Source organism: Rhodococcus opacus (assembly GCF_012396235.1).
GTDB classification, from domain to species: Bacteria; Actinomycetota; Actinomycetes; order Mycobacteriales; family Mycobacteriaceae; genus Rhodococcus_F; species Rhodococcus_F opacus.
The window spans coordinates 60210-80298 of record NZ_JAAXPA010000035.1; the positions used below are offsets into that span (position 1 = coordinate 60210).

Annotated in this window: 16 protein-coding genes and 2 pseudogenes; 5 read left to right on the top strand and 13 right to left on the bottom strand. The window is 62.2% G+C overall.

Annotated elements, in window-relative coordinates:
• The first annotated feature begins 113 nt into the window (after positions 1-113).
• The gene (locus HGB39_RS32890; RefSeq protein ID WP_005565974.1) at positions 114-419 is read left to right on the top strand and encodes a hypothetical protein; all 306 of its coding nucleotides are present in this window, start codon (positions 114-116) and stop codon (positions 417-419) included.
• 69 nt (positions 420-488) lie between these two features.
• Here the strand turns inward: HGB39_RS32890 and HGB39_RS32895 are convergent.
• The 3 genes and pseudogenes from HGB39_RS32895 to HGB39_RS32905 form a co-directional block, all read right to left on the bottom strand.
• Positions 489-1481 (bottom strand): annotated as a pseudogene (locus HGB39_RS32895) (IS481 family transposase).
• Positions 1482-2425: 944 nt separating this feature from the next.
• Complete coding sequence (locus HGB39_RS32900) at positions 2426-3253, bottom strand: SDR family oxidoreductase (protein WP_005264721.1); 828 nt, start codon at positions 3251-3253, stop codon at positions 2426-2428.
• Entirely contained in the window at positions 3250-4830 is a 1581-nt protein-coding gene (locus HGB39_RS32905; RefSeq protein ID WP_005565977.1) for an aldehyde dehydrogenase family protein, read from the bottom strand. Before HGB39_RS32905 ends, HGB39_RS32900 begins: the two co-directional genes overlap by 4 nt.
• Positions 4831-4963: 133 nt before the next feature.
• On the opposite strand from HGB39_RS32905, the gene HGB39_RS32910 reads away from it, so the two are divergent.
• Positions 4964-6208: a PucR family transcriptional regulator gene (locus tag HGB39_RS32910; protein ID WP_064079807.1), complete on the top strand. Its 1245-nt coding sequence runs from the start codon at positions 4964-4966 to the stop codon at positions 6206-6208.
• A 216-nt stretch (positions 6209-6424) separates the two neighbouring features.
• Here the strand turns inward: HGB39_RS32910 and HGB39_RS32915 are convergent, their stop codons facing one another.
• Positions 6425-7045, bottom strand: a complete 621-nt coding sequence (locus tag HGB39_RS32915; RefSeq protein WP_043788646.1) for a TetR/AcrR family transcriptional regulator — start codon at positions 7043-7045, stop codon at positions 6425-6427.
• Between the two features lie 91 nt (positions 7046-7136).
• Here HGB39_RS32915 and HGB39_RS32920 point away from each other — a divergent pair, with 91 nt between their 5' ends.
• Together HGB39_RS32920 and HGB39_RS39205 are read left to right on the top strand one after the other, a co-directional pair.
• On the top strand, positions 7137-8498 hold the full coding sequence (locus HGB39_RS32920) for a cytochrome P450 (protein ID WP_005564470.1): 1362 nt from the start codon (positions 7137-7139) through the stop codon (positions 8496-8498).
• Between the two features lie 54 nt (positions 8499-8552).
• Positions 8553-9278, top strand: a complete 726-nt coding sequence (locus tag HGB39_RS39205; protein ID WP_247607570.1) for a transposase — start codon at positions 8553-8555, stop codon at positions 9276-9278.
• Positions 9279-9341: 63 nt separating this feature from the next.
• On the opposite strand, the gene HGB39_RS32930 is transcribed toward HGB39_RS39205, so the two are convergent.
• On the bottom strand, positions 9342-10142 hold the full coding sequence (locus HGB39_RS32930) for a crotonase/enoyl-CoA hydratase family protein (RefSeq protein WP_005564471.1): 801 nt from the start codon (positions 10140-10142) through the stop codon (positions 9342-9344).
• Positions 10143-10600: 458 nt separating this feature from the next.
• Positions 10601-10801, bottom strand: a complete 201-nt coding sequence (locus HGB39_RS32935) for a tautomerase family protein (RefSeq protein WP_005264727.1) — start codon at positions 10799-10801, stop codon at positions 10601-10603.
• A 765-nt stretch (positions 10802-11566) separates the two neighbouring features.
• Here HGB39_RS32935 and HGB39_RS40390 point away from each other — a divergent pair.
• The gene (locus HGB39_RS40390) at positions 11567-11809 is read left to right on the top strand and encodes an integrase core domain-containing protein (RefSeq protein ID WP_081276421.1); all 243 of its coding nucleotides are present in this window, start codon (positions 11567-11569) and stop codon (positions 11807-11809) included.
• 9 nt (positions 11810-11818) lie between these two features.
• Here HGB39_RS40390 and HGB39_RS32945 read toward each other — a convergent pair whose 3' ends face one another.
• The 7 genes and pseudogenes from HGB39_RS32945 to HGB39_RS32970 form a co-directional block, all read right to left on the bottom strand.
• Entirely contained in the window at positions 11819-13072 is a 1254-nt protein-coding gene (locus HGB39_RS32945; protein ID WP_005564474.1) for a CaiB/BaiF CoA transferase family protein, read from the bottom strand.
• Between the two features lie 114 nt (positions 13073-13186).
• On the bottom strand, positions 13187-14635 hold the full coding sequence (locus tag HGB39_RS32950) for an aldehyde dehydrogenase (RefSeq protein ID WP_043788653.1): 1449 nt from the start codon (positions 14633-14635) through the stop codon (positions 13187-13189).
• 222 nt (positions 14636-14857) lie between these two features.
• On the bottom strand, positions 14858-15727 hold the full coding sequence (locus HGB39_RS32955; RefSeq protein ID WP_037207674.1) for an SMP-30/gluconolactonase/LRE family protein: 870 nt from the start codon (positions 15725-15727) through the stop codon (positions 14858-14860).
• 34 nt (positions 15728-15761) lie between these two features.
• A complete protein-coding gene (locus HGB39_RS32960) occupies positions 15762-16058 on the bottom strand; it encodes a Dabb family protein (RefSeq protein WP_005564476.1) in 297 nt (98 codons plus the stop codon).
• Positions 16055-17704: a flavin-containing monooxygenase gene (locus HGB39_RS32965; protein WP_005564477.1), complete on the bottom strand. Its 1650-nt coding sequence runs from the start codon at positions 17702-17704 to the stop codon at positions 16055-16057. The genes HGB39_RS32960 and HGB39_RS32965 overlap by 4 nt, the downstream gene beginning before the upstream one ends.
• Positions 17705-17961: 257 nt before the next feature.
• Positions 17962-18506, bottom strand: a pseudogene (locus HGB39_RS40545) (IS1634 family transposase); the annotation flags it as partial.
• Positions 18507-19117: 611 nt separating this feature from the next.
• Complete coding sequence (locus HGB39_RS32970) at positions 19118-19885, bottom strand: IclR family transcriptional regulator (protein WP_043788657.1); 768 nt, start codon at positions 19883-19885, stop codon at positions 19118-19120.
• Positions 19886-20089: the final 204 nt, after the last annotated feature.

A 20089-nucleotide genomic window follows, 5' to 3' on the forward strand; every position in this document is an offset into this window, starting at 1 on the left:
CTCCCACAGACTACTTCGAGGTCACAAGATAGGCTGTGGGAGCAAAGGATCAGAGTTGTGACCGACTCCGCGGTAGCCATCGCCCGGGTCCGTCGAGCAGAAGGTGCGAAAGAATGGCCACGAACAACGGCAACCGCCTGGTGATCGGCCCCACTCTGGCTATCGGCACTCGGGTGCTTGTCCGCAGAAACGCCGAGGCCGACGTTACCGGCGAGGTCGTCGAGGACTATGCGGCACTGACCGAGCCGGGGGGCCGCGGGCACGAATGGGCGCCGGCACACCGATGGGCAATCGCCCTCGACGATGGTCGACTAATCTTCGCCGACACCACGGACCTGACCATCGATCCCAGCACGGACCGCTCCGCTCCAAAGCCGGGGACAGCAGAAGAAAGGCCCGGCAGGCACAGGGGAGATTGATCGGGCGGAAATCGGTCGCCCACTCATGATGCTGATCCGTCCACGACACGACCATGGTCATGGTGCCGACTAGATGTACTGACCTGAGAGGTTGGGTATGCGGGTGGCGGGTGGTTGGCCGCCGAGTGCGGTGTGGCCGCGGTGGTGATTGTAGGTGTGCAGCCACCGCGGGAACTCGTCACAGCGTTCGAGGTCGCTGGTGTAGAGGCGGGCGTAGGCCCATTCGTCGGCCAGGGTGCGGTGGAAGCGTTCGACTTTGCCGTTGGTTTGGGGTCGGTAGGGGCGGGTTCGGCGATGCTTGATCTCGCCTAGTGCGTCTCGGAACGCGTGTGATCGGTAGCAGGAACCGTTGTCGGTCAACACCTTTTTCAACAGTGATGCCGTGCTCGGTGAACCATGCGTTGGCGCGTAGCCAGAACGCGGCGGCGGTGGCTTTGCGTTCGTCGCCCCAACAGTTCGGAGTAGGCCAACCGTGAGTGTGCGTCGATCACGGTGTGCAGGAAGTGGTAGCCGCGGACCGGACGGTAGTACTTGTCGAGCTCGCCGCTGCTTTTGTCGGCTCGGGCATTGCGGCTGCCTGCGGAGCGACCGACCTTCCGCCATCCCCGCCGCCGCGGGGATCTTGCCCAGTTTCTTGACATCGACATGAACGAGATCGCCGCAGTGCGGTGAGTGCATGCGACGGATCACCCGTCCGGTCGGGCGGTCGAGCCACCGCAGTCGAGCCAACCCGTAGCGGCTCAGGACCTTGTGCACTGTCGATACATTCAAACCCAGCAGATACGCGATTCGGGCCGGACCCCAGCGGCGGATGACGCGGACTTTGATGATGCGCCGCTCGGTGCGCGTCGGGGTCTGGTTCGGGCTGCGATGTGGCCGTGAGCTGCGATCGGCCATCCCGGCCGGCCCCTCGGCGCGGTAACGAGAGCTCCAGCGTGCTGCGGTGGTGACCGCGACCTGGAACCGTTCAGCAGCCCGCCGCAGCGGCCACCCATCATCAATGACACATTGAGCAAGGCGCAGACGACCCGTTTCGGACAACGGGGCATTACGGTGGACCACGAAGACCTCCTGAGTGAGTGATGCGTTCCTAGACAGCTCGCACTTCACTCGGAGGTCTACTCTGTGTCACCTCGGCACGCCGTCACCAACGTCCGTGGTCAGTACAACTAGTTCGCCAGGACCACACTGGTTCTGCAAGCCCCTCGCCGGCACACGGAACCCGCGAGGGTCTTGTGTCGCTCACCGCCCAGTCAGCGTCCGCTCGGCAGATTTGCGAAGTCCGCTTCGGCCCCTTGTTACGTAGGTCACGCAAGTCTGCGCGAACGGCAGGGAAGCGCGCTGGAGGCGCCGGAGAGTCGCGGCGTCGCCACGAGTCGAACGGATCGCACGGGAACATTCTCGCCGTTTGTTCGCATCTCACAGACGTGAACGTGACCTTGCGCTCTACTGCGACCCACGGCGACCCCGTCACCGTCGCCACCCCACACGGCACCGTCCTGGGCACTGAGCGAGCACATCTGAACCCCGTCCGGGAGGCGCTGCGCGCCGACGACGCAGCGCTACGCCGCCGGTTTGCTGTCGATCCGGAAGGAGGCCGGCCTCCCCAAAGATCTCAGCGCTCCGTGTGGTCATGCGATCGGGTGGATGGACGGCAAAAACCGTGCTCTCGGAGAGCGCGCTGACCAGGAAAGATGACACGTCTCGGTGTGAGCGTCCGGTGCCGAAGCTGTTGACGCGCACGTAGACGGGTTGGTGTCGAAGATCGGTCGGCGATGGTGTCGAGGGCGATCGCCCGGGCGGCTCCGGACCGGTCGTCCTCTTCTTCGCCAACTATCCCTCCAATCGCCGCCTCCGTGGTGTGCATCTCCTAACTGCTTCGGAGCTACTGCAAGGCTTCCCAGGCCGCCCCGGCCGTCGACGACGACGGATGAGACACTCAACACCCGATAGTCGTCCCATGGCCGGGGCTTCGAGACCTGCATGACCTGCATCCGAAACTCTGCTCAGCTGTGACGAGCCCGCTCTTCGTAGGCCTGCCTGGCAGTGATGTCGACGTCTTCCAGAAACACTCTGTCCGTGTGGAGCGCACGGGTGAGCGCTTCGCTGATCCGACGAGGGAAGAACTTCTGACTCGCGGCGAGGGCACCGACGAGCTTGGTCACCCGCACCTTCGGTTTGGGGCATTCGATCAATGCCACGATGGCACGCGCAATGTCCTCCGGCTCGGCGTTCTCGAGTCCAGGGAGCCCCTTGGTGCCGGCAGTCAGCTCGGTGTTGACGAAAGACGGGAGCACCGCGGAAAACTCGATTCCCGTTCCGCGGTGCTCCACCCGGGCCGCGTCCGTGAAGCCGACGACGGCATATTTGCTGGCGCAGTAGGTGGCCAGCCCTGGTGTGTAGATTTCGCCTGCGAGTGAGGCGATGTTGACCACGTGCCCACGGCCGCGCGGCAGCATTCGCCGAACAGCCAGTTTGGAACCGGTGATCACCCCGAGGACATTGATATCGAGGATCCGGCGGGTGACCGCATCGGGCTCGTCCGCGATTCGGCCGGCGGGCATGATGCCGGCGTTGTTTACGAGCACGTCGATAGGTCCGAGCGTTGCTTCCACGTCGTCGAGGAAGGCCCCGAACGATTCGGGGTCCGTCACGTCGAGCTTCCGGTAGCTGACCAGGCCGAGTTCGGTCGCGGACTCCTTCAGCTTGACCTCGTCGATGTCCCCGATCGCCACCTTCGCGCCGAGCCTGGTCAGGGCCGTGGCGGTCGCGAACCCGATTCCGCGGGCACCGCCGGTGATCGCGATGACGCGACCGTGCAGAGATTGTGTCATTTTCCTTCTGTCCTTCTGTCGTCGTTACAGGGATTCGAGCGGCTTGTCACGGACAGGCGGCGGCGCGGGTCGCGCGCGACGAGGGCGCGCAGCACCCGGCCGACGAAACGACCGCGGCCGGGTGCGTACGGATACCAGAGCAACTCCCGCTTCATTGCGGGTCCGCGCGGCACCGTGATCGCCTGCTGCCGGGTGTACTTCCGAACTCCATATTCACCACCGAATCGCGCGCCGAGACCAGACTGCTTCCATCCCCCGTGCGGTAACCCCAGCGCGAACAGGTTGGAGAAGGCGTCGTTGATGTTCACCGCGCCGGCTTCGAGCCGGCGCGCGATCGCCTCGCCGCGGGCCCGATCTCCGCACCACACCGTCGCGGACAGGCCGTACTCGGAATCGTTGGCCAGGCGCGCGGCTTCGTCGGCGTCGGCGACCTTCACCACCGGGATCGTGGGCCCGAACGTCTCCTCCCGGATACAGGCCATCGAATGGTTCACGTCGACGAGGACCGTCGGCTCGAAGAAGGTGCCAGCGCTCCCGGCCTTGCCGCCGGTCAGCGCCGTGGCGCCGCCGTCCACAGCGTCGGCGACGTGTCGGGCAACGAGGTCACGCTGGGCATGTGTAGCCATCGCACCGACATCGATCCGGTACCCGTCGCCGTCGTCACCCTGTCGGAGCGAGCCGACGAGTGCCACCAGTCGCGCGACGAATTCGTCGTACACGGGCGCCTCGACGTAAACGCGTTCGATCGACACGCACACCTGTCCGGCGTTGAACATTCCGCCCCAAGCGATTCCGGCTGCCGCGCGGTCCAGGTCCGCATCCGCCAGCACGATGGCCGGATCTTTGCCGCCGAGTTCGAGACTGCATGGCACCAGCCGCTCTGCGGCCCGCACGGCGATCGCTCGACCGGTCGGGGTGGAGCCGGTGAACTGCACGAAGTCCACCGAATCCACTACCGCTGCACCTGTGTCGCCGCGGCCGGTGAGTACCGAGAAGACCAGGGGTGCACCGATTTCCGACCATCCCCGAGCTAGTTCGACGGCTGACAACGGCGTTACCTCAGACGGCTTGAGCAGCACCGCCGCACCAGCGAGCAGCGCCGGTATGATGTCCATCGCCGGCATCGCGAGCGGGAAGTTCCACGGGGTGATCACACCGACCACCGGGTAGGGGCGGACGGTCTTGATCAGTCGCTTTGTCATCGACAGCGGCCCGTGCGGTTTCACCCGCTCGTCGGCGAGAAACTTGCCGGCGTTGTCCGCGAAGTAGTTGATCAGGTCGCACGCGAGCGCAGGCTCGATGGCTGCTTCGGCGCGTGGCTTCCCGGTCTCGGACCGCAGCACGTCGATGAGGTGGCGCTCATTGTCGAGAAGCCAGTCCCGCAGCTTCCGCAGCCACGTGGCCCTTCCATTCGGCCCCAGCGCTTCCCACTCGGGTTGGTGGGCGCGCAGTCGACGGACGGTATCGGTCACTGCCTCGGAACTCTCGTCCGGTACACGCGCGACGAGGCGGCCGTCGGCGGGGCAGTGCACGTCGATGTCGTCGCACCTCGTGTGCGCCTTGCTTCCGGATCTCATGTGAACCCCGCCTCCTATGATGCACGACACTTCCTATTAGAATTGCACAACCAATCCGCACGTTTCTTAGCGAAATCAGCCAATTGGGCCCTCGTCATTTGTGCTCTGGGTCCAATTAGAAGGAGGTATCGACGTGTCCGCTGACGACATGGTGCTTGCCTGGCTCCGGGAGTTCGCTGCGGAGGCGCTGGTGCCCGGCACCCTGGATGGTCTCGTCGCGAGGTTCGACGCCGTGATAGTGGCCGAGGTTCCCGAGGTTTCCGCGGACCGAGAGTTGCGACGGGACCTCGATGCCAGCACCCGTGACCAAGGGCGCGCACTGCTGGTCTGGCTCACCGGAGACTCCGCAGAGGTGGACCTCCCACCCGCGGCACATGGTCTCGCGCGCACAATCGCCCGACGGGGCCTACATCTGAGGGTATTGATGCAGATCTACCGAGTCGGCCAGAAAGCTCTGCTGAGATTCGCCGCGGAAACAGCAAGTGAGCGCATCACCGACCCGGTACTGGAACCGAAAGTCCTGATTCGGCTACTGGAGCGGGCGAATCACTGGCTCAACGTCTCATTGGAGGTACTCGCGGATACCTACAGCGAGGAACGAGAGCGGGGATTGAGCGGCGCGTTCGCCCGGCAGGCAGAAACGGTGCAGGCGATCATCCGAGGCGAGATCGCCGATACCGTGGCAGCCTCGAATCGTTTGAATTACCCCTTGCTCGGGCATAACACCGCACTTGTGCTGTGGCTCGAGGACACACAGTCGAATCAGGCCGAGGACGGGATCGGCGTTCTGGACTCCGCCGCCCGTGCGGTTGCGGCCACGATCGGGGCTCGGCAAATGCTTACTGTGCCGTCCGGATCGCGAGGGCTCTGGGCATGGCTGGCGGCGGAAGTCGAGCCGGATCTCACCGCATTGGACATCGGTCCGGATATCCCGGACGGGATCCGGATCGCGATTGGTAACCCGGGCAAGGGAATTCGGGGATTTCGGCAGAGTCACACCGAAGCTATTGCTGCTCAACATATCTCGGAATCTCGACCGGCCGAGACTCGCCTCATTTGCTATGCGGACGTCGAAATTGTCCACCTGCTCGACGGCCATCCCGACGCGGCGAGGGCGCTGGTTTCCCGTGAACTGCGCGGCCTAGACGGTACCGATGCAGCCTCCGCAATGCTGCGCCGCACGCTGCGCGGCTATCTGACCGTGAACCGCAGTCCGGACGCGGCCGCTCGGGCGCTCGGCGTGCATAAGAACACCGTGCGTTACCGCATCCAGCGCGCCGAGGAGTTGCTCGGCCGCCCCGTCGGACCGAACAGGCTGAAGCTGGAACTCGCGCTCGAATACGCCGACACCTACGGTCCGGTCGTTCTGAAGGAGTGAAAAGGCACCTCCGTCGGCGAGTGCGCCCCAAGCGCTGGCCCTGCACACTGATCGATGCCGCATAGTGCAAGTGTTGGGTAGCCCCGTGTACAGCATTTCGTCGCAGCGTCAGGACCTTGACCTTCCTGTGCATCGAGGGCGTCTGCCTCGATAGGTAAAGCCGGATTGCGCAATCTGTGTCCCGTCGCCAACATTACGAGCCCAAGCGCCGCGCCCTCATCGGTGTGCGGTGGAGGTGAATTGATATGTTGCCGCATCGACGATCTCGCCGGGCGTGATGGAGATCTCGTCGTTCAACCATGCGGTGACCAGCTCGGCCAAGCCGCCCACAAACAGCAGTCCGTTGATTTCACCTTGATGTGGTGGCCACGCTCGGTCTCCGTACATGCGCGTGGCTTCGTCCGCCACCATCTGAGCGAAGCCCCGCAGTGCTGCGCGTCGGTGGGTGCGCAGAGGTTCGGACGCGGCGGATTCGATCATCGCAACACGTCCCTTGCGTGGATCTTCGGTGAGGATGGTGACGAACGACGCGATGGCATTTCGTACGCGTTGTTCGATCGTCCCAGTGCTCGCTCGAAGCGCATCCAGTCCGGCCTGACGGACCTCGTCGGCGATGCCGTCCAGGATCTTCTGTAGGAGTTCGTCTCTGCTGGTGAAACTTTCGTAGAAGTATCGCTCCGTCAACTTGGCGTGCGCGCAGATGGCGGTCATGGTGGCGCCGCCCTTGCCTGTGGCTGCAAACACGTCCAATCCCGCCTCGAGCAGACTCTCGCGGCGCAGTGCTGCACGTTGGTCGCCGCTCAGGCCAGCGTATCGACGGGGCGTAGGGGGAGTCATGGATCGATATTGACAGACGTGATCTCGATGTCGCAGACTACGCTCATCTGACAGGACGCGCTGTCAGATGAGACGGGAGTTGAGGTTCGTCATGTCCAAGATCCTGGCCGTTCCACCCGCACAGTCGCAGTTGCAACCGGTCTCGGGGCGATCGGGGCTGCCCGGCGTCGGGCACGTACTCGAATACATCCGAGATCCACTCGCATTGATGCAAAAGAACTGGGACCGTTACGGCGAGGTCTCCTGGTTCTCGATGGTCGGTCGGCGTTGGGTCGCAGTCCTCGGACCCGACGCATGCCAGGAAGTGCTGCAGAACAAAGATCGGGCATTCGTCAACGGTGACGGCTGGTCGGTGCTGATCGGCCCCTTCTTTCACGGTGGCCTCATGCTTCTCGATTCGGAAGAACATCTACGACACCGTCGAATCATGCAGCAAGCCTTCACCCGATCGCGCCTCGAGAATACCGTCGACGTTCTCAACCCGGCGATCGATTCGGCGCTCGACGCCTGGACTCCCGCCGACGGATTCCGCGCCTACACGGCGCTCAAGACGCTCACTCTCGATCTCGCCACCGACATTTTCATGGGTGGCGCGGAAGGGTCTACCGAGAGCGAGATTTCCTCGGTGAAAAAGGCTTTCGTCGATTGCGTGCAGGCGGCAACCTCAGTGGTCCGCTATCCGGTCCCGGGGACCAGGTGGAAGCGAGGACTAGACGGACGCCGAGTCCTGGAAGACTTCTTCCGGCAATACCTACCGGCGCGTCGATCACACGAAACGGACGACCTGTTCTCCGTGCTCTGTCACATCGAATCCGAAGCAGGACAACGCTTCAGCGACGAAGAGGTGGTCGATCACATGATCTTCCTCCTGATGGCCGCGCACGACACCTCCACGATCACCATCTCCACGATGATGCAGTACCTGGGTCAACACCCGCAGTGGCAGGACAGATGCCGGGCGGAGTCGCTCGCGTTGGGGACCCCGGCGCCGAGTTATGCCGATCTCGACGGACTGGACAGCCTCGATCTGGTCATGAAGGAATGCCTCCGGATCGTCTCTCCGGTGCCGGTCATGGCGCGCCGAGCGGTTCACGACACCCAGGTGCAAGGGCACTTCGTGCCTGCGGGAACCTACGCGGCGGTAGTGCCACATTTCACCCACCACATGTCGCAGTACTGGCCCGAACCCGAGCGTTTCGATCCCGAACGCTTCGCGGAACATCGACGTGAAGACAAGGTGCACCGATATGCCTGGGAGCCCTTCGGTGGTGGCGTGCACAAATGCCTCGGAATGCACTTCGCCGGCGCCGAGATCAAAGCAATCATGCATCACCTCCTCCTGCGCTTCGACTGGCACGTCGACGCCGACTACGTCGCCCCACTCAACTTCACGTCCTTGCCGTTCCCCTCAGACGGACAACCTGTCGACCTGCGTTTGCTCGCTACTTCTTGAGGCAAACTGGGGTGGTCTGGCGGACCCTCTAGCTTTAGCTGGGAGTCCGAGCCCTTGTGTGGGCACGCCGCCACGTTCGCCGGCTACACCGGCACCGCCCCGATCGAGGCGTTCTCCGGCGACGTCGTGCGCCACCGTCTTTCCCGCGCCGGAGACCGGCAACCGAACTGCGCCCTGCACACCATGGCTATTACGCAGATCGGTCGAGACACACCCGGCCGCGCGTTATTGCCAAACGGAAACGCGCCGCCGGAAAGAGTCACAGGGAAGCGTTGCGCTGCTGGAAGAGGCGGCTCTCGGACGTCGCCTGTCGGCAGCTTCTCCGCGACTCGGCGACAGAGTTGGCGGCAGACCCGGGAGGACACTTGGGGGCGGCTCTATCGCCCTGCGCGGCAGGCTGACACCCCGCACACCGGACCAGTCACTTCCCTGACCCACCAAATTCCACCCTACAACCGGAGCCACAGGTTCGGCTTTGACACAGAGAGCGGGACCACCTCATCGGGTAGTAGGACCGCCAGCGCCGATCCCCATGCCCTCGGCCCGATGTCCGATCAGTTGCCGGCGCGGTGTCCGGAACGTCTGGGCCGCTGCCGTTCCCGGGAGGCACCTGCCGATGACGGTGTGCCGCAACTGGGTGTGGCGGGCCTTCGGCGACCCGGCCGCCGCCAACTTCTCGCCCATCAAGTCGGGACCGCTACTCAAACACGAGGTGCTCTGGGAGACGGGAGCCGGCCTGGCAACCTCGATAGATCCTGCTCGTTGTGGTTCTCATACTGAGCTCGCGGGCGGCTGGGCGGTCATTCTCCGGTGATACCGACCCAGCCTCGAGCGATGCAGGTGCTACTCACCTGTGAAGGAACCCGGACGCTTCTCCAAGAACGCGCTGACGGCCTCCCGGTGGTCGGCGGTGTGATGGGACAGCGGTTGCATGGCAGCGGACAACTCGAGCAAACTATCGAGACTCAGATGCTGGGATTCACGCAAAAGCTTCTTTGCCATCCGCACCGAGTTCGGCGGATTGACCGCTACGCGCTCCGCCAGCCCGCGCGCCTCGTCGAGCAGCTGCTCCGGGGCGACGACCCGGGAGACCAGCCCCCATTCCAGTGCAGTCGCCGCGTCGACGCGGTCCCCGGTCAACGTCATCTCGGCAGCGCGAGCCGCGCCGATCGCGCGTGGCAGCAACCACGCTCCACCGTCCCCGGGAATAATGCCCAGCTTGACGAAACTTTCTGCGAAGAAGGCTGTGTCGGAGGCGATCCGCATGTCACACATGAGCGCGAGATCGCAGCCGGCGCCCACTGCGGGGCCGTTCACCGCCGCAATCAGGGGGACGTCGCAGTTGTACATCGCCCGAGGTATACGTTGAATTCCCTTCCGATAGCCCTCGCGCTGCTGGTGAGGCTTGCCTCCGAAGAGCCCGCGGCCTTCCGCCATGTCCTTCACGTTACCGCCGGCCGAGAACGCGGAACCGGCGCCCGTCACGATGACTGCTCTGGTCTCATGGCTGGCATTGACAGCGGCCACGCACGCTACGAGCGCGTCGATCACGTCCTCACCGGAGATCGGGTTGCGTTCTTCGGGCAGATTGATTGTCCAGGTCTCGATAACACCGTCGCGCTGGACGAGAACGGGATCATCCATGAAAGTTGCTCCTTGTGTGAGGGTCAATCAGTCACGATGACTGACTTATAGTTGTTGGTCCCGACTTCGGCTGCCGTCCGCAGATTGTTCAGTATCGGCACGGCCGAGATCTCGGAATCAAGGACGGCAACGCCGACTACGCCGTTTCCGCAACATTTGATGGCATCGACGAGTTTCGCGCGTAAATGACACATCCCGACCACGTGAGGTTTGCCGAGGAGTTCGTCTCGGCGATGGCTGAGACCTACTCATCGGTTCAGGTCGAATCTCCTCCTAGATCCAGGCCGCAGTGGCAGTCCGCCGAGTCGACGTGGTGCCCTACGCTCAGCAGGTGAGCGGAGGGCACCACGTCCAGTTGATCGGGGCGCCGACGTTCAGTGAGAACGGAGGGTGGGTTCCGGCCTCTCGCGCGACCGAGGTGGCCGAACGAGAAGTCGGAGTCGCTCGCCGAACGTCAGTCAGGCCGGCTTCGAGGCTCGTTCGGTCAGAGTCTCACCGCCGATGGCCCAATCGTCCTTCGACACTTCTTCGATCGTCACCCAGACACTTGCCGGTTTCGCTCCTGTCGCATCCACGTATGCAGCGGTCAGCTTTTTCAATAGCTCGCGCTTCGCTTCGGCGGATTGGCCGGGGGTCTGGGTCACATGCAACAGCGGCATAGCGTGCTCCTTGAGGGTTTTTGTTGGGAAAGGCACTCGACAAACCACTTCGCTAATCGAGATCAGTTGATCGGCGGGAACCGTGCCACGGCCAAGGGTAACAGCCTTGAGTATCGATTAAAAAGGTTGGGGTGCAACGAATATGATGATACAGGGTTGGTGTGTCGTGTCACTTTAGCTTGCAGTCAAGTAAGTGTCAGATAGCCATTCTTCATTGTGGATAAGACCATCTTCTCCGGGGCCTTCAGGGTTGATGGGCGAAAGCGCGCGGTACGAACATGAGTTGTCTGAGCAATTGTGAAACACCATTACGAGATTGGGCGTGAATCTATGATCGAACTCGATCGCGACTGGCCGCGGCTCCACGTGGTGGCCTCGACCGCCCCGCCGCACTGCGCGACGACGCCGAGGCGCTGCGGGAGGGGTGGCCGACGGCGCGACTTCTGCGAGTCAACGGGCTCGGGCAGGTTCGTCTCACGGAGAAGCATGTGCTGCTGGAACCGGGCTCCGACCGCTACTTCGAGCCTCCCGAGCATGCGGTGCTGCTCGGTGTCTTCGACGGGGACCACGAATGGGCAGTGCGGGGCGACGAAGGTTTCAATGATCGCTTACCTTCCAGGCCGGTGCGATGGCTCGCTTGGATCGAGTTGGACAAGGCGTTCGCGCTGTGGGGCGGACCCCCGCTGGTGTTGCGGATGGACAACGGACCGGAGTTCGTATCCACTGTGCTGCAACAGTTCTGCCGATCGGATCGGTACCTGTTAGATCTCGCCAGGGACACCGTGGAACAACGGACACATCGAATCCTTATACAACCGACTGCGGAAGGAATGCCTCAACCGCAATCACTGGACGAGTCAGCTCGAAGCGAGGGTCGTGATCGGAGACTTCAAGGACGCTAGGACCGTTCGGGCGGCGACCATGTCAGTGAAGCCCACCGACCTTGCGAGCTCACCGGTGAGGGCCCGCATTGGGGAACGGTGCCAGCGGGCTCCCCTCGTCGAGTAATCGGCCCCGCTACTCCGGCAATACCCCGGAGCCGCGTAGACACGCAACCTCGTTCTCGGAAAGTCCGAGCTCGGCGAGAACAGCGTCGGTGTCGGCGCCGCGGTGGCGAGGGCCGAATCGCACCGAACCGGGGGACTCGGACAGCTTTACTGGTACGCCGATGCCTCGGTACCCGTCGCATTCGATCACCATCTTTCGGTGCCGCACCTGCGGAAGGTTGAGTGCCTCCCCGACGTTGTTCACGGCCCCCGAGGGAACACCGGCCAGTCGAAGTGCGGCGGCCAGGGCCTCGCGCTGCCAACCGCCGATGAGTCCGCCGAGGACCTTGCGCAGCTGTACTGCGTTCGCCATACGATCGGTATTCGTCGTGAACCGTGGGTCCTCGGCGAGCCCGGGCGCGTCCAACGCGTTGGCGAGCGACCGGAACTGCCGGTCGTTGCCGGCACCAATGAAGAACGGTCCGTCACTGCAGATGAACGTCTCGTAAGGACAGATGGTGGGATGGGCGACGCCGGTGCGTTCCGGCGCGACGCCGGTAGCGAACCATTTGCCGGCGTGTGGGTGCAGGATCGACACCGCGCTGTCGAGCAGCGCGAGGTCGACAAGCTGCCCGCGCCCGGTCTCGCGCCGCACGTGCAGCGCCATGAGGATGCCGTTCATCGCATTGAGGCCGGTGATGATATCCACCAGCGGGATCCCGATCCGCATCGCCTCGCCGTCAGCTTCGCCGTTGATACTCATCAGCCCGGACAGTGCCTGAAGCACTGCGTCGTACCCGGGCGCGCCACCAAGCGGCCCGTCGGTACCGTACCCGGTGATCCGGCAGTGTACGAGGCGCGGGAACTCCGCGGCGAGTACTTCGTCGCCCAGGCCCCACCTCTCGAGCGTCCCGGCCTTGAAATTCTCGATCACGACGTCGGCCTCGGCGAGCATTCGGCGCAGGAGTTGCTGTCCTTCCTCGATTCGTAGGTCGACGCTGATGTTGCGCTTGTTGCGGTTGAGCCCGTCGAAGTACGTGCTGTGGTCTTCTCTGACGAACGGCGGGCCCCAACCGCGGGTTTCGTCGCCGGCTGGTGGCTCTACTTTCGTTACGTCCGCACCGTGGTCAGCGAGCATCTGCCCGCACAGTGGTCCGGCGAGCACCCGCGACAGGTCGACGACGCGAATGTCTGTGAGCGCGCCAGTCCGCGGAGGCAGCGCGGCTGAATTGGAAGAGGCGTCCCAGGCGTCGGCCGAAAGGGCGTTGACTGTCGAGTTGGTCATGGCTGCTCATTCTGGTGGGTATTGAAGGGTCGGGCCGGCCGAGGGGGAAGGTAAATCATGACGCCTCTAGGCATCCAATTGAACAGGGAGTGGGGTCGGAAGGCTCCGAGGCGACTAGACATAGATGGACCTGTATTCAAGATAGTAATCCAGCGCCTCAGGGCCGAATTCTCGCCCAATTCCGCTGTGCTTCACGCCACCGAAGGGGGAGCCCATGTCCATCGAAAAATAATTGATCCCCATTGTGCCAGACCTGATACGTGACGCGATATCTAGGCCATGCTCGTGATCCTCAGTAAAGACGACCCCGCCCAAACCGAAGACGGTGTCATTTGCGATACGAACGGCCTCATCCTCGGACTCGTACGGGATAACGGAGATGACAGGACCGAATATCTCCTCCTGCGCCAGTCGACTGTTATTGTCCACGCCTCCAAAAATAGTAGGCGAAACAAACCACCCTCGCGTTAGGCCATCAGGCGGCTCGGCGCCGCCACGGACAAGCTGGAATCCCTCAGACTCCCCAAGCCGGATATAGTTTCTAACTCGCTCTCGGTGTTGATCGCTCACCATCGGGCCCAAAGTGACCGCGTCGTCAAGCGGGTCCCCCATCGCCAGATCATCCACATAGGCAGCCAGGACATCTAGAACTTCCCGGGAACGACTATGGGGAACCAAGATACGGGAGTTTGTGGTGCACGTCTGCCCCCCGTTCTTGAACACAGCGTCGTCCAGGCTCCTAGCGAAGACATCCAGATCCGCATCAGGGAGCACAACGGCCGCCGACTTGCCACCGAGCTCGAGCGATACCCTCTTAAGGGACCGGCCTGCCGCCTCGCCTATCGCCTGCCCTGCAGCCGTTGACCCGGTAAATGCAATCTTGTCCACACCCGGATGAGCCACAAGGGCCTCGCCCGCGCGGACGCCACCAGCAACAATGTTGAGGACTCCAGGCGGCAGACCTGCATCTTCCGCTGCTTCCCCGAGCACGTAGGCGTCAAGCGCAGTTTCGGGGGCTGGTTTCAAAACGATAGTGCACCCAGCGGCGAGAGCAGGAGCGATCTTGGCCATAGCCAGCAACTGAGGATAGTTCCACGCAACGATTGCACCAACAACACCGACTGGCTCTTGCCGCACAATGGTGTGCCCCTTCTTGCTGGGGCGGCGAGTCTCAAAAGGCCGTGCCTCGGCGAGCTCAGCCATTGAACGCAGTATCGCTACCGGGGCCGCAGCGTTACTGATAATCGATAAAGGCCTAATCATGCCATTCTGCTGACTGACCAAGCGCGCGGTGGATTCTCCTCGGCGCTCGAGGCTATCGGCGAACCGCCGCATAGTCTCGGCCCGTTCGTGCGGGGTGGAACGCCCCCAGGGGCCGTTGTCGAGTGCCGCCCGCGCGGCCAAAACAGCTTCGTCAATCTCCGAAGGACCACCCATTGCGGCAACGCCCAGCGGCCGCTCGGTTGCTGCTTCTGCAATAGTAAATAATTCTGGGTCGACAGCTTCTCGCCACTGACCGTTAATATAAAACTGTCTGCGGTCGGCGCCACCGGCTGGGGGCATAATGTAACCTCTCTAAAGTGGTCATATACCTTGTCTTCCAAGGTTGCTTGCGAAAGACGATTACGGTCAATACGCTGCGGCAGCCAAACGAAGGGCAAAGCGCTGGAGCGTCTACAGTTGAAGCGAATGACTAGATGACTGCTCGGCACCGTACCGATCGGACCGTCTCGGGCCCGATCGAACTCCGTACGGACGGCCCACATCTAGGGAGATCAGGCCGGCCTACTGTGCGACGCCACGTCGATTCACCTGCGCGGTGCGGACGGTGCCTTGTGACTTACCTTCACCGAACTGCTCGAGAGTGGTCGCATTGCAAAACATGTACAGCACATCCAGGTCTGATCCGCCGAACGTGCACGCAACAGCCCAGGCGTCAGGCACCAGAACGGAATCGGTGATCTCGCCGCTCTCCTCAACGCGATAGAAGCCGCTCTCCGGACCGTTGGTCAGGCCATTGCCGAACCAGACGCCACCTTCGGTGTCCAGTGCAATCCCGTCAGGGTGCATGCTCTCGTCGAGTTGTGCCCACACTCGGAAATTAGTCAAAGAACCATCGGCGTTTACGTCAAAAGCATCAATCCGGTGACCGAAAGTCTCCGCGAGGAGCAAAGTTCGACCGTCCGCACTAAGAGCAGCTCCGTTCGGGAATGTCGCATCGCCTTCAACTCTGCTTACGTTGCCCTCGGGTGTTACGTGGGCCAAAGTTGTTGCCTTCGGATCCTCAGCCCCGAGGTCAAAGCCAAAGTTACCAATGTAGGCATGTCCGGACGGCGATACCAGCATGTCGTTTGCCATTCCGCGGGCGATATGCGCGATATCGGCGTACTCGCTGACGGATCCGTCGGACGCGATTCGCACAACCTTCTTCTTCGTCGGATCCAAGAGGACCACTAAGACCGATCCATCCTGTAGGAAACCGAGCCCAGACGGTGACTCTTCGAGCGTCGCGAATGCAGTGTGGCTGCCGTCCTCTTCGAAATGAAGGACGTGCTTGCCAAAAAAGTCGCTGGCCCATAGTCGACCATCGTGCCAGCGTGGTGCTTCGAGGTAGCCATGCCCACTGGATATTGTCTGCAGTGAATGGTTCTTCATTGCCTGTCCTTTCGGTGGTAGACCTAGGCGCTAGTCACGCCTCAAATTGCACTACGGTGTATTTCGCCGCGAACTTGGAGAGCAGCTCCTTTGCGCGAATATGAGCAGGATGCACGTCGTACTCGGCATAGCCTGTTGGATCATGAAACGCAGCGGAAATCCCGTAGTCGCTGCTCACGTCGCGCGAACTGATGTCTCTTCCATGAGCGTAGGCATGTAGCAGTTCTGCACATTCGGCGGACAGCTGATCAAGCGCAATTGCGAAAGCCGATATATTCGAGTCATCGATCGGCCGGGTCCATGATATAGCGACCAAGTGATGAAAAGTCATGACACGGTCAGCCCATCGGTATATCCGGACTCCTTTTCCTTCTGCCAGAACTGCAAGTATGTCGGCACGCCGTTTAGATACTGCAGCATCTGCATTTTCTTGCCCGGAATGTTGCCCCCGTTATACCAAGACTTCGCCCGATTGAATAGCGCCGTGTCGTCGGTCTCGTTGATGTGCGCGGTCCAAGCTTTGTCCGCTTCAACTGTCGATTCGAAACGGGTGAGTCCGTTTGACCGAAGAAATTCGAAAAAGTCGACCATGACCTCGCCCTGAAGCTCGGCGTTCGTGGACCCGTTCGCAAATGCAGCAGGACTCTGGGGGCCGTAGACGAAAATGGCGTTCGGGAACCCGGCTGTGACTGCTCCGAGGTACGCGTCTACGCCCTGGCTCCATTTGTCACGTAAAGTGACGCCATTCGCGTTCTGAACGTCGATCGAGGTTAGTGCGCCGGTGTTGTTGTTGAAGCCTGTAGCGAGAACGATAATGTCAAACTCGCCGTGCTCGACTCCGTCGGCTGTGCGAATCCCAGTTTCGGTGAATCCGACGATCGGGGTCTCTTTGGTGGAGACAAGAGAGACGTTCGTCTGATTCATCACCTCATAATAGTTTTGATGGAGGGCCGGCCGCTTGGCTCCGAAGGGATGAGGGGCGATTTCTGGGACCAGCAGCTCTGCTTTGACTGGGTCTTTGATCTGGGGCTTGATCTTGTTCTTCCAGAACTCATATGTCAGCGCATTTGTTTTGTCATTGAATAGATAGTCCGAGAAATTTCCCAGCCAGAATGCGAATCCGCCCTGATTCCATAGGCGCTCAAAGACAGCATTGCGCTCGTCCTCTGGGGTTTCGACACCGCTCCGGGGGTCAAAGTCGTAGTCGATCGCTGCGTGGGTTTCGCGACATTTCGCGGCAACCTCGGGCATTTTGTTCTTGAGGGCGGCTTGTTCCTCATCATCCAAGTACTTCTGTTGCATAGGCAACGAAATATTCGGAGTGCGCTGGAAAACCGTGAGGTTTTCGACTACTGGGCCTGCTTCCTGCACTACCTGAACAGCGCTTGCGCCAGTTCCGATAATCGCGACGCGCTTTCCCGTCATGTCCAGATCGGAACGCCATCGGGCGGTGTGAACCAGTTCTCCTTGGTACGCATCCATATCTGGGATGGATGGTGTGTAGGGTTCCGTGGTCGACCCTGTCGCGAACACCACAAACCTTGCCCGGAAAGTGGCTCCGTCCTGTGTTTCGAGGTTCCACATCCGCTGCTCTTCGTCGAACGTCGCGCCCACGACCTTAGTGTTGAATCGACTGTCCTTGCTCAGGTCCAGTTTGGAATCAACATAATTGAAATAGCTACGCATTTCCTCATGATCGGGGTACATCTGCGAGAAGTCCCAATCCTTCCAGAGGTATTCGTCAGTGAACTGATATACCGGTGCGTGGCTGTCCACCCTTGCTCCCGGATAGCGATTGAGGCTCCATGCCCCGCCGAAACCGCCACTGGCTTCAAGGAGGATCACAGAGAATCCCCGGTCCCGAAGATGGCGTAGCTGATAGATGCCACCGAAACCACCACCGACAACGATGACGTCATAGGTAGGTGTTTCCGCAGACTGTGCCAGGTCGTTCTTTGGAGCGTGGATTGCGGTCATCGATTTGGACCTTTCGAACGCTGAGATGGGGCAGGGTTGCCGCTCGCTGTAGCCCTCTGATCGGAGGTGATTAGAGGACCGAACGAGCTGGAGGGGAGCGAGACCTGGAACCTGTGTGACTGCGACCAAGTCTCGCTTGGGATGTGGTGTACACCATAGGCTTCAGCCTTCAAGTCCGCAACTAAAGAGAATAATTCATAACTACGTAAAACACGGACGCTTCAGTAGTGTTTTGCTGCGTTGGCCGCGCGGCGCGGGCGGGCGATGGCTGGAGCGGCGAGCACGATGGTCGGGTACGCCTCGATCGACTCGCGGGTGCGGTGGAAGACCGGTCAGGCCTTCAGTTCGGACTTGGCGAGGCGGAAGAACTGCTCGACTTTCCGCAGGGTGTGATAGGCGGCCACGACCGCCTTTCCGACCATCGCGGTCGGCTCGATGTCGGTGACGTAGCCCTTGTGGCCGGCGGACTGGCGGGCCCGCTCGATTGATGCCTCATCCAGGATGACGCTCTGTCCGGTGACCTTGACGGATCGTTACCTTCGTAGTGGTTCTGCCCGGTCGCCTACGCACTGGGTGCGGTCGATCTGCGCGTTAGTGGTGCGCCGGTCGCGTTGGCGCGCTGCCACTTTTAGTGCCACACCACCCTGCGGTCGCGCCGGTCAGGGCCCTGGCCCATCGAGCGGGTCAGCTCCGCGGTGTCACCTTCGGCGATAGTGTTACCGCGGCGGCCGAAGTGATCCTCGAGTTCCCTGGTGGCCTTGGAGGTTCGGGAGGCGACGATGAACGACAGCCCCGCAGGTTGGCGTTGATCGTGTTTCGGGGGGGTGCCTGGACGCCGATGTCTTCGAGCGCCCGGTCGTGTCGAGTTTGCTGTTCGGCTCGATCAGTCCGGGCGCACACTAGCGACTTTGAATGTCTCATCGCCGATCTCATCGAACCCCAGCGCCTAGTACGTCCCGGCCAGGTCGGCCCACAGGACCTCGCTGGAGCGCGAGCGCACCACCGCATCCCCGCCGCGCGGGCCTGCGACTCCGGCTCCAGCTCGAGACGCGTCTGATCAGCGTCGATCCTGCCCCTGGTCACCGCCATCAACGTCGTGAGATCGCCCTCGGTATGAGCGAACCCGATGTGCTCGACTAACCTGCGGGTCGCCTCGCCCCGCGCGTTCTTCGCCGCACCGGGAACGACCTCAGTGGCACGAAGCTCTCCTGTTGGGGGAGCCCCAGCACCAGCCGTTGGAGTCACTGCTCTCGAGCTGTCGGCCGCTCTGTGGGCGCTCGCGCATCACACCGAGGTCCACCGGGCAAACGCGCCGGCAAGTATCAGGGGCGTCGACACGAGAGATCGCGTTCGTCCTACGTGTGTGAGAACGTTCGTGCACTCGGCATTCGCACGGAGTCGCGCGCCTAGCGGTCAGCGAAAGCCCCACTCCTCGGCGTGCCGGAGACAGATCTTAGCGAGCTCGTCGCGCCGCTCTATGATCGTCTCGCGAACGCCGACCACACCGAGTGTGGCGATGGTTCGGCCGCGTTCCCGGAGAGCCACCGACACGCCGTCACCGCGTTCGACAGCCACGCCCGGGGCTGCACACACGCCGGTGGCCCGTAGTGCCTCGAGGGCGTAGAGGAACTGCTCGATGTAGTCGGCGTCGGCCACCGGGCGGGAGTTGAGGTAGGCCCAGATGTCGCGCTGCTCGCGGTCGGCCAGTAGCAGCCACCCCGCGGACGTGCGCAGCAGGGAGCGCCGCAGGCGGTTCTCCGCCAGGTACGCGTACTCCGGTTCAGAGGAGACGTGGTCAACGTAGAACAGGTCGTCGCCCACCGAGGTGGACAGCGCGATGGTCAGTCCGGCCTCGGCGTGCACTTGCTGGAGCTGTTCGTGACTTATCGACGTGACCGGGGGGCGTCCCGCGATGACGTTGAGCAGGTAGGGCGCTGTACCGAGGGTGTAGATACGGTCGCGCTCGTCGAGGTAGCCGACGGCGACGAGACCGTTGAGCAGCCCATGCACCGAACTCACTGGGGCGTTGAGAGCCTTTGCCACGGCCGTGAGGGTGAGACCGGCACCGGAGCGGGCGACGAGCTCGAGGATTGCCGCGACCCGGTCGATCATGCGATGGCGGGGACGCTCGGGAACCTGCTCGAAAGGTACGGCTCCGGCGGCCGGAGAAGTTTCCGTCATTGCGAAAGCGTAGCAATGGCATCCGAGCTCAATAGATAGCGTATATACGTAGTCTGCTTCGCTATTGTGTATCTCTGGCGTTTCTGGGACACTTTCCAAGTGATGCGGGGCATCCTCCGCGGCAGGGCGACCCCGCGGTCTGGACTGACCCTTGATTTGACTGTGCGCACTCCCCGAACAGCGGCACAGTCGACCCCGATCGCC

What these genes read in the sequence shown, in the direction of transcription:
- HGB39_RS32930 (WP_005564471.1), bottom strand. Translation starts at nt 10,142, where the DNA reads ATGGATGATCCCGTTCTCGTCCAGCGCGACGGTGTTATCGAGACCTGG.
- HGB39_RS32900 (WP_005264721.1), bottom strand. Translation starts at nt 3,253, where the DNA reads ATGACACAATCTCTGCACGGTCGCGTCATCGCGATCACCGGCGGTGCC.
- HGB39_RS32890 (WP_005565974.1), top strand. Translation starts at nt 114, where the DNA reads ATGGCCACGAACAACGGCAACCGCCTGGTGATCGGCCCCACTCTGGCT.
- HGB39_RS32945 (WP_005564474.1), bottom strand. Translation starts at nt 13,072, where the DNA reads ATGACCAACTCGACAGTCAACGCCCTTTCGGCCGACGCCTGGGACGCC.
- HGB39_RS32915 (WP_043788646.1), bottom strand. Translation starts at nt 7,045, where the DNA reads ATGACTCCCCCTACGCCCCGTCGATACGCTGGCCTGAGCGGCGACCAA.
- HGB39_RS32965 (WP_005564477.1), bottom strand. Translation starts at nt 17,704, where the DNA reads ATGACCGCAATCCACGCTCCAAAGAACGACCTGGCACAGTCTGCGGAA.
- HGB39_RS32935 (WP_005264727.1), bottom strand. Translation starts at nt 10,801, where the DNA reads ATGCCGCTGTTGCATGTGACCCAGACCCCCGGCCAATCCGCCGAAGCG.
- HGB39_RS32960 (WP_005564476.1), bottom strand. Translation starts at nt 16,058, where the DNA reads ATGACTTTTCATCACTTGGTCGCTATATCATGGACCCGGCCGATCGAT.
- HGB39_RS32950 (WP_043788653.1), bottom strand. Translation starts at nt 14,635, where the DNA reads ATGCCCCCAGCCGGTGGCGCCGACCGCAGACAGTTTTATATTAACGGT.
- HGB39_RS32955 (WP_037207674.1), bottom strand. Translation starts at nt 15,727, where the DNA reads ATGAAGAACCATTCACTGCAGACAATATCCAGTGGGCATGGCTACCTC.
- HGB39_RS32920 (WP_005564470.1), top strand. Translation starts at nt 7,137, where the DNA reads ATGTCCAAGATCCTGGCCGTTCCACCCGCACAGTCGCAGTTGCAACCG.
- HGB39_RS32905 (WP_005565977.1), bottom strand. Translation starts at nt 4,830, where the DNA reads ATGAGATCCGGAAGCAAGGCGCACACGAGGTGCGACGACATCGACGTG.
- HGB39_RS32970 (WP_043788657.1), bottom strand. Translation starts at nt 19,885, where the DNA reads ATGACGGAAACTTCTCCGGCCGCCGGAGCCGTACCTTTCGAGCAGGTT.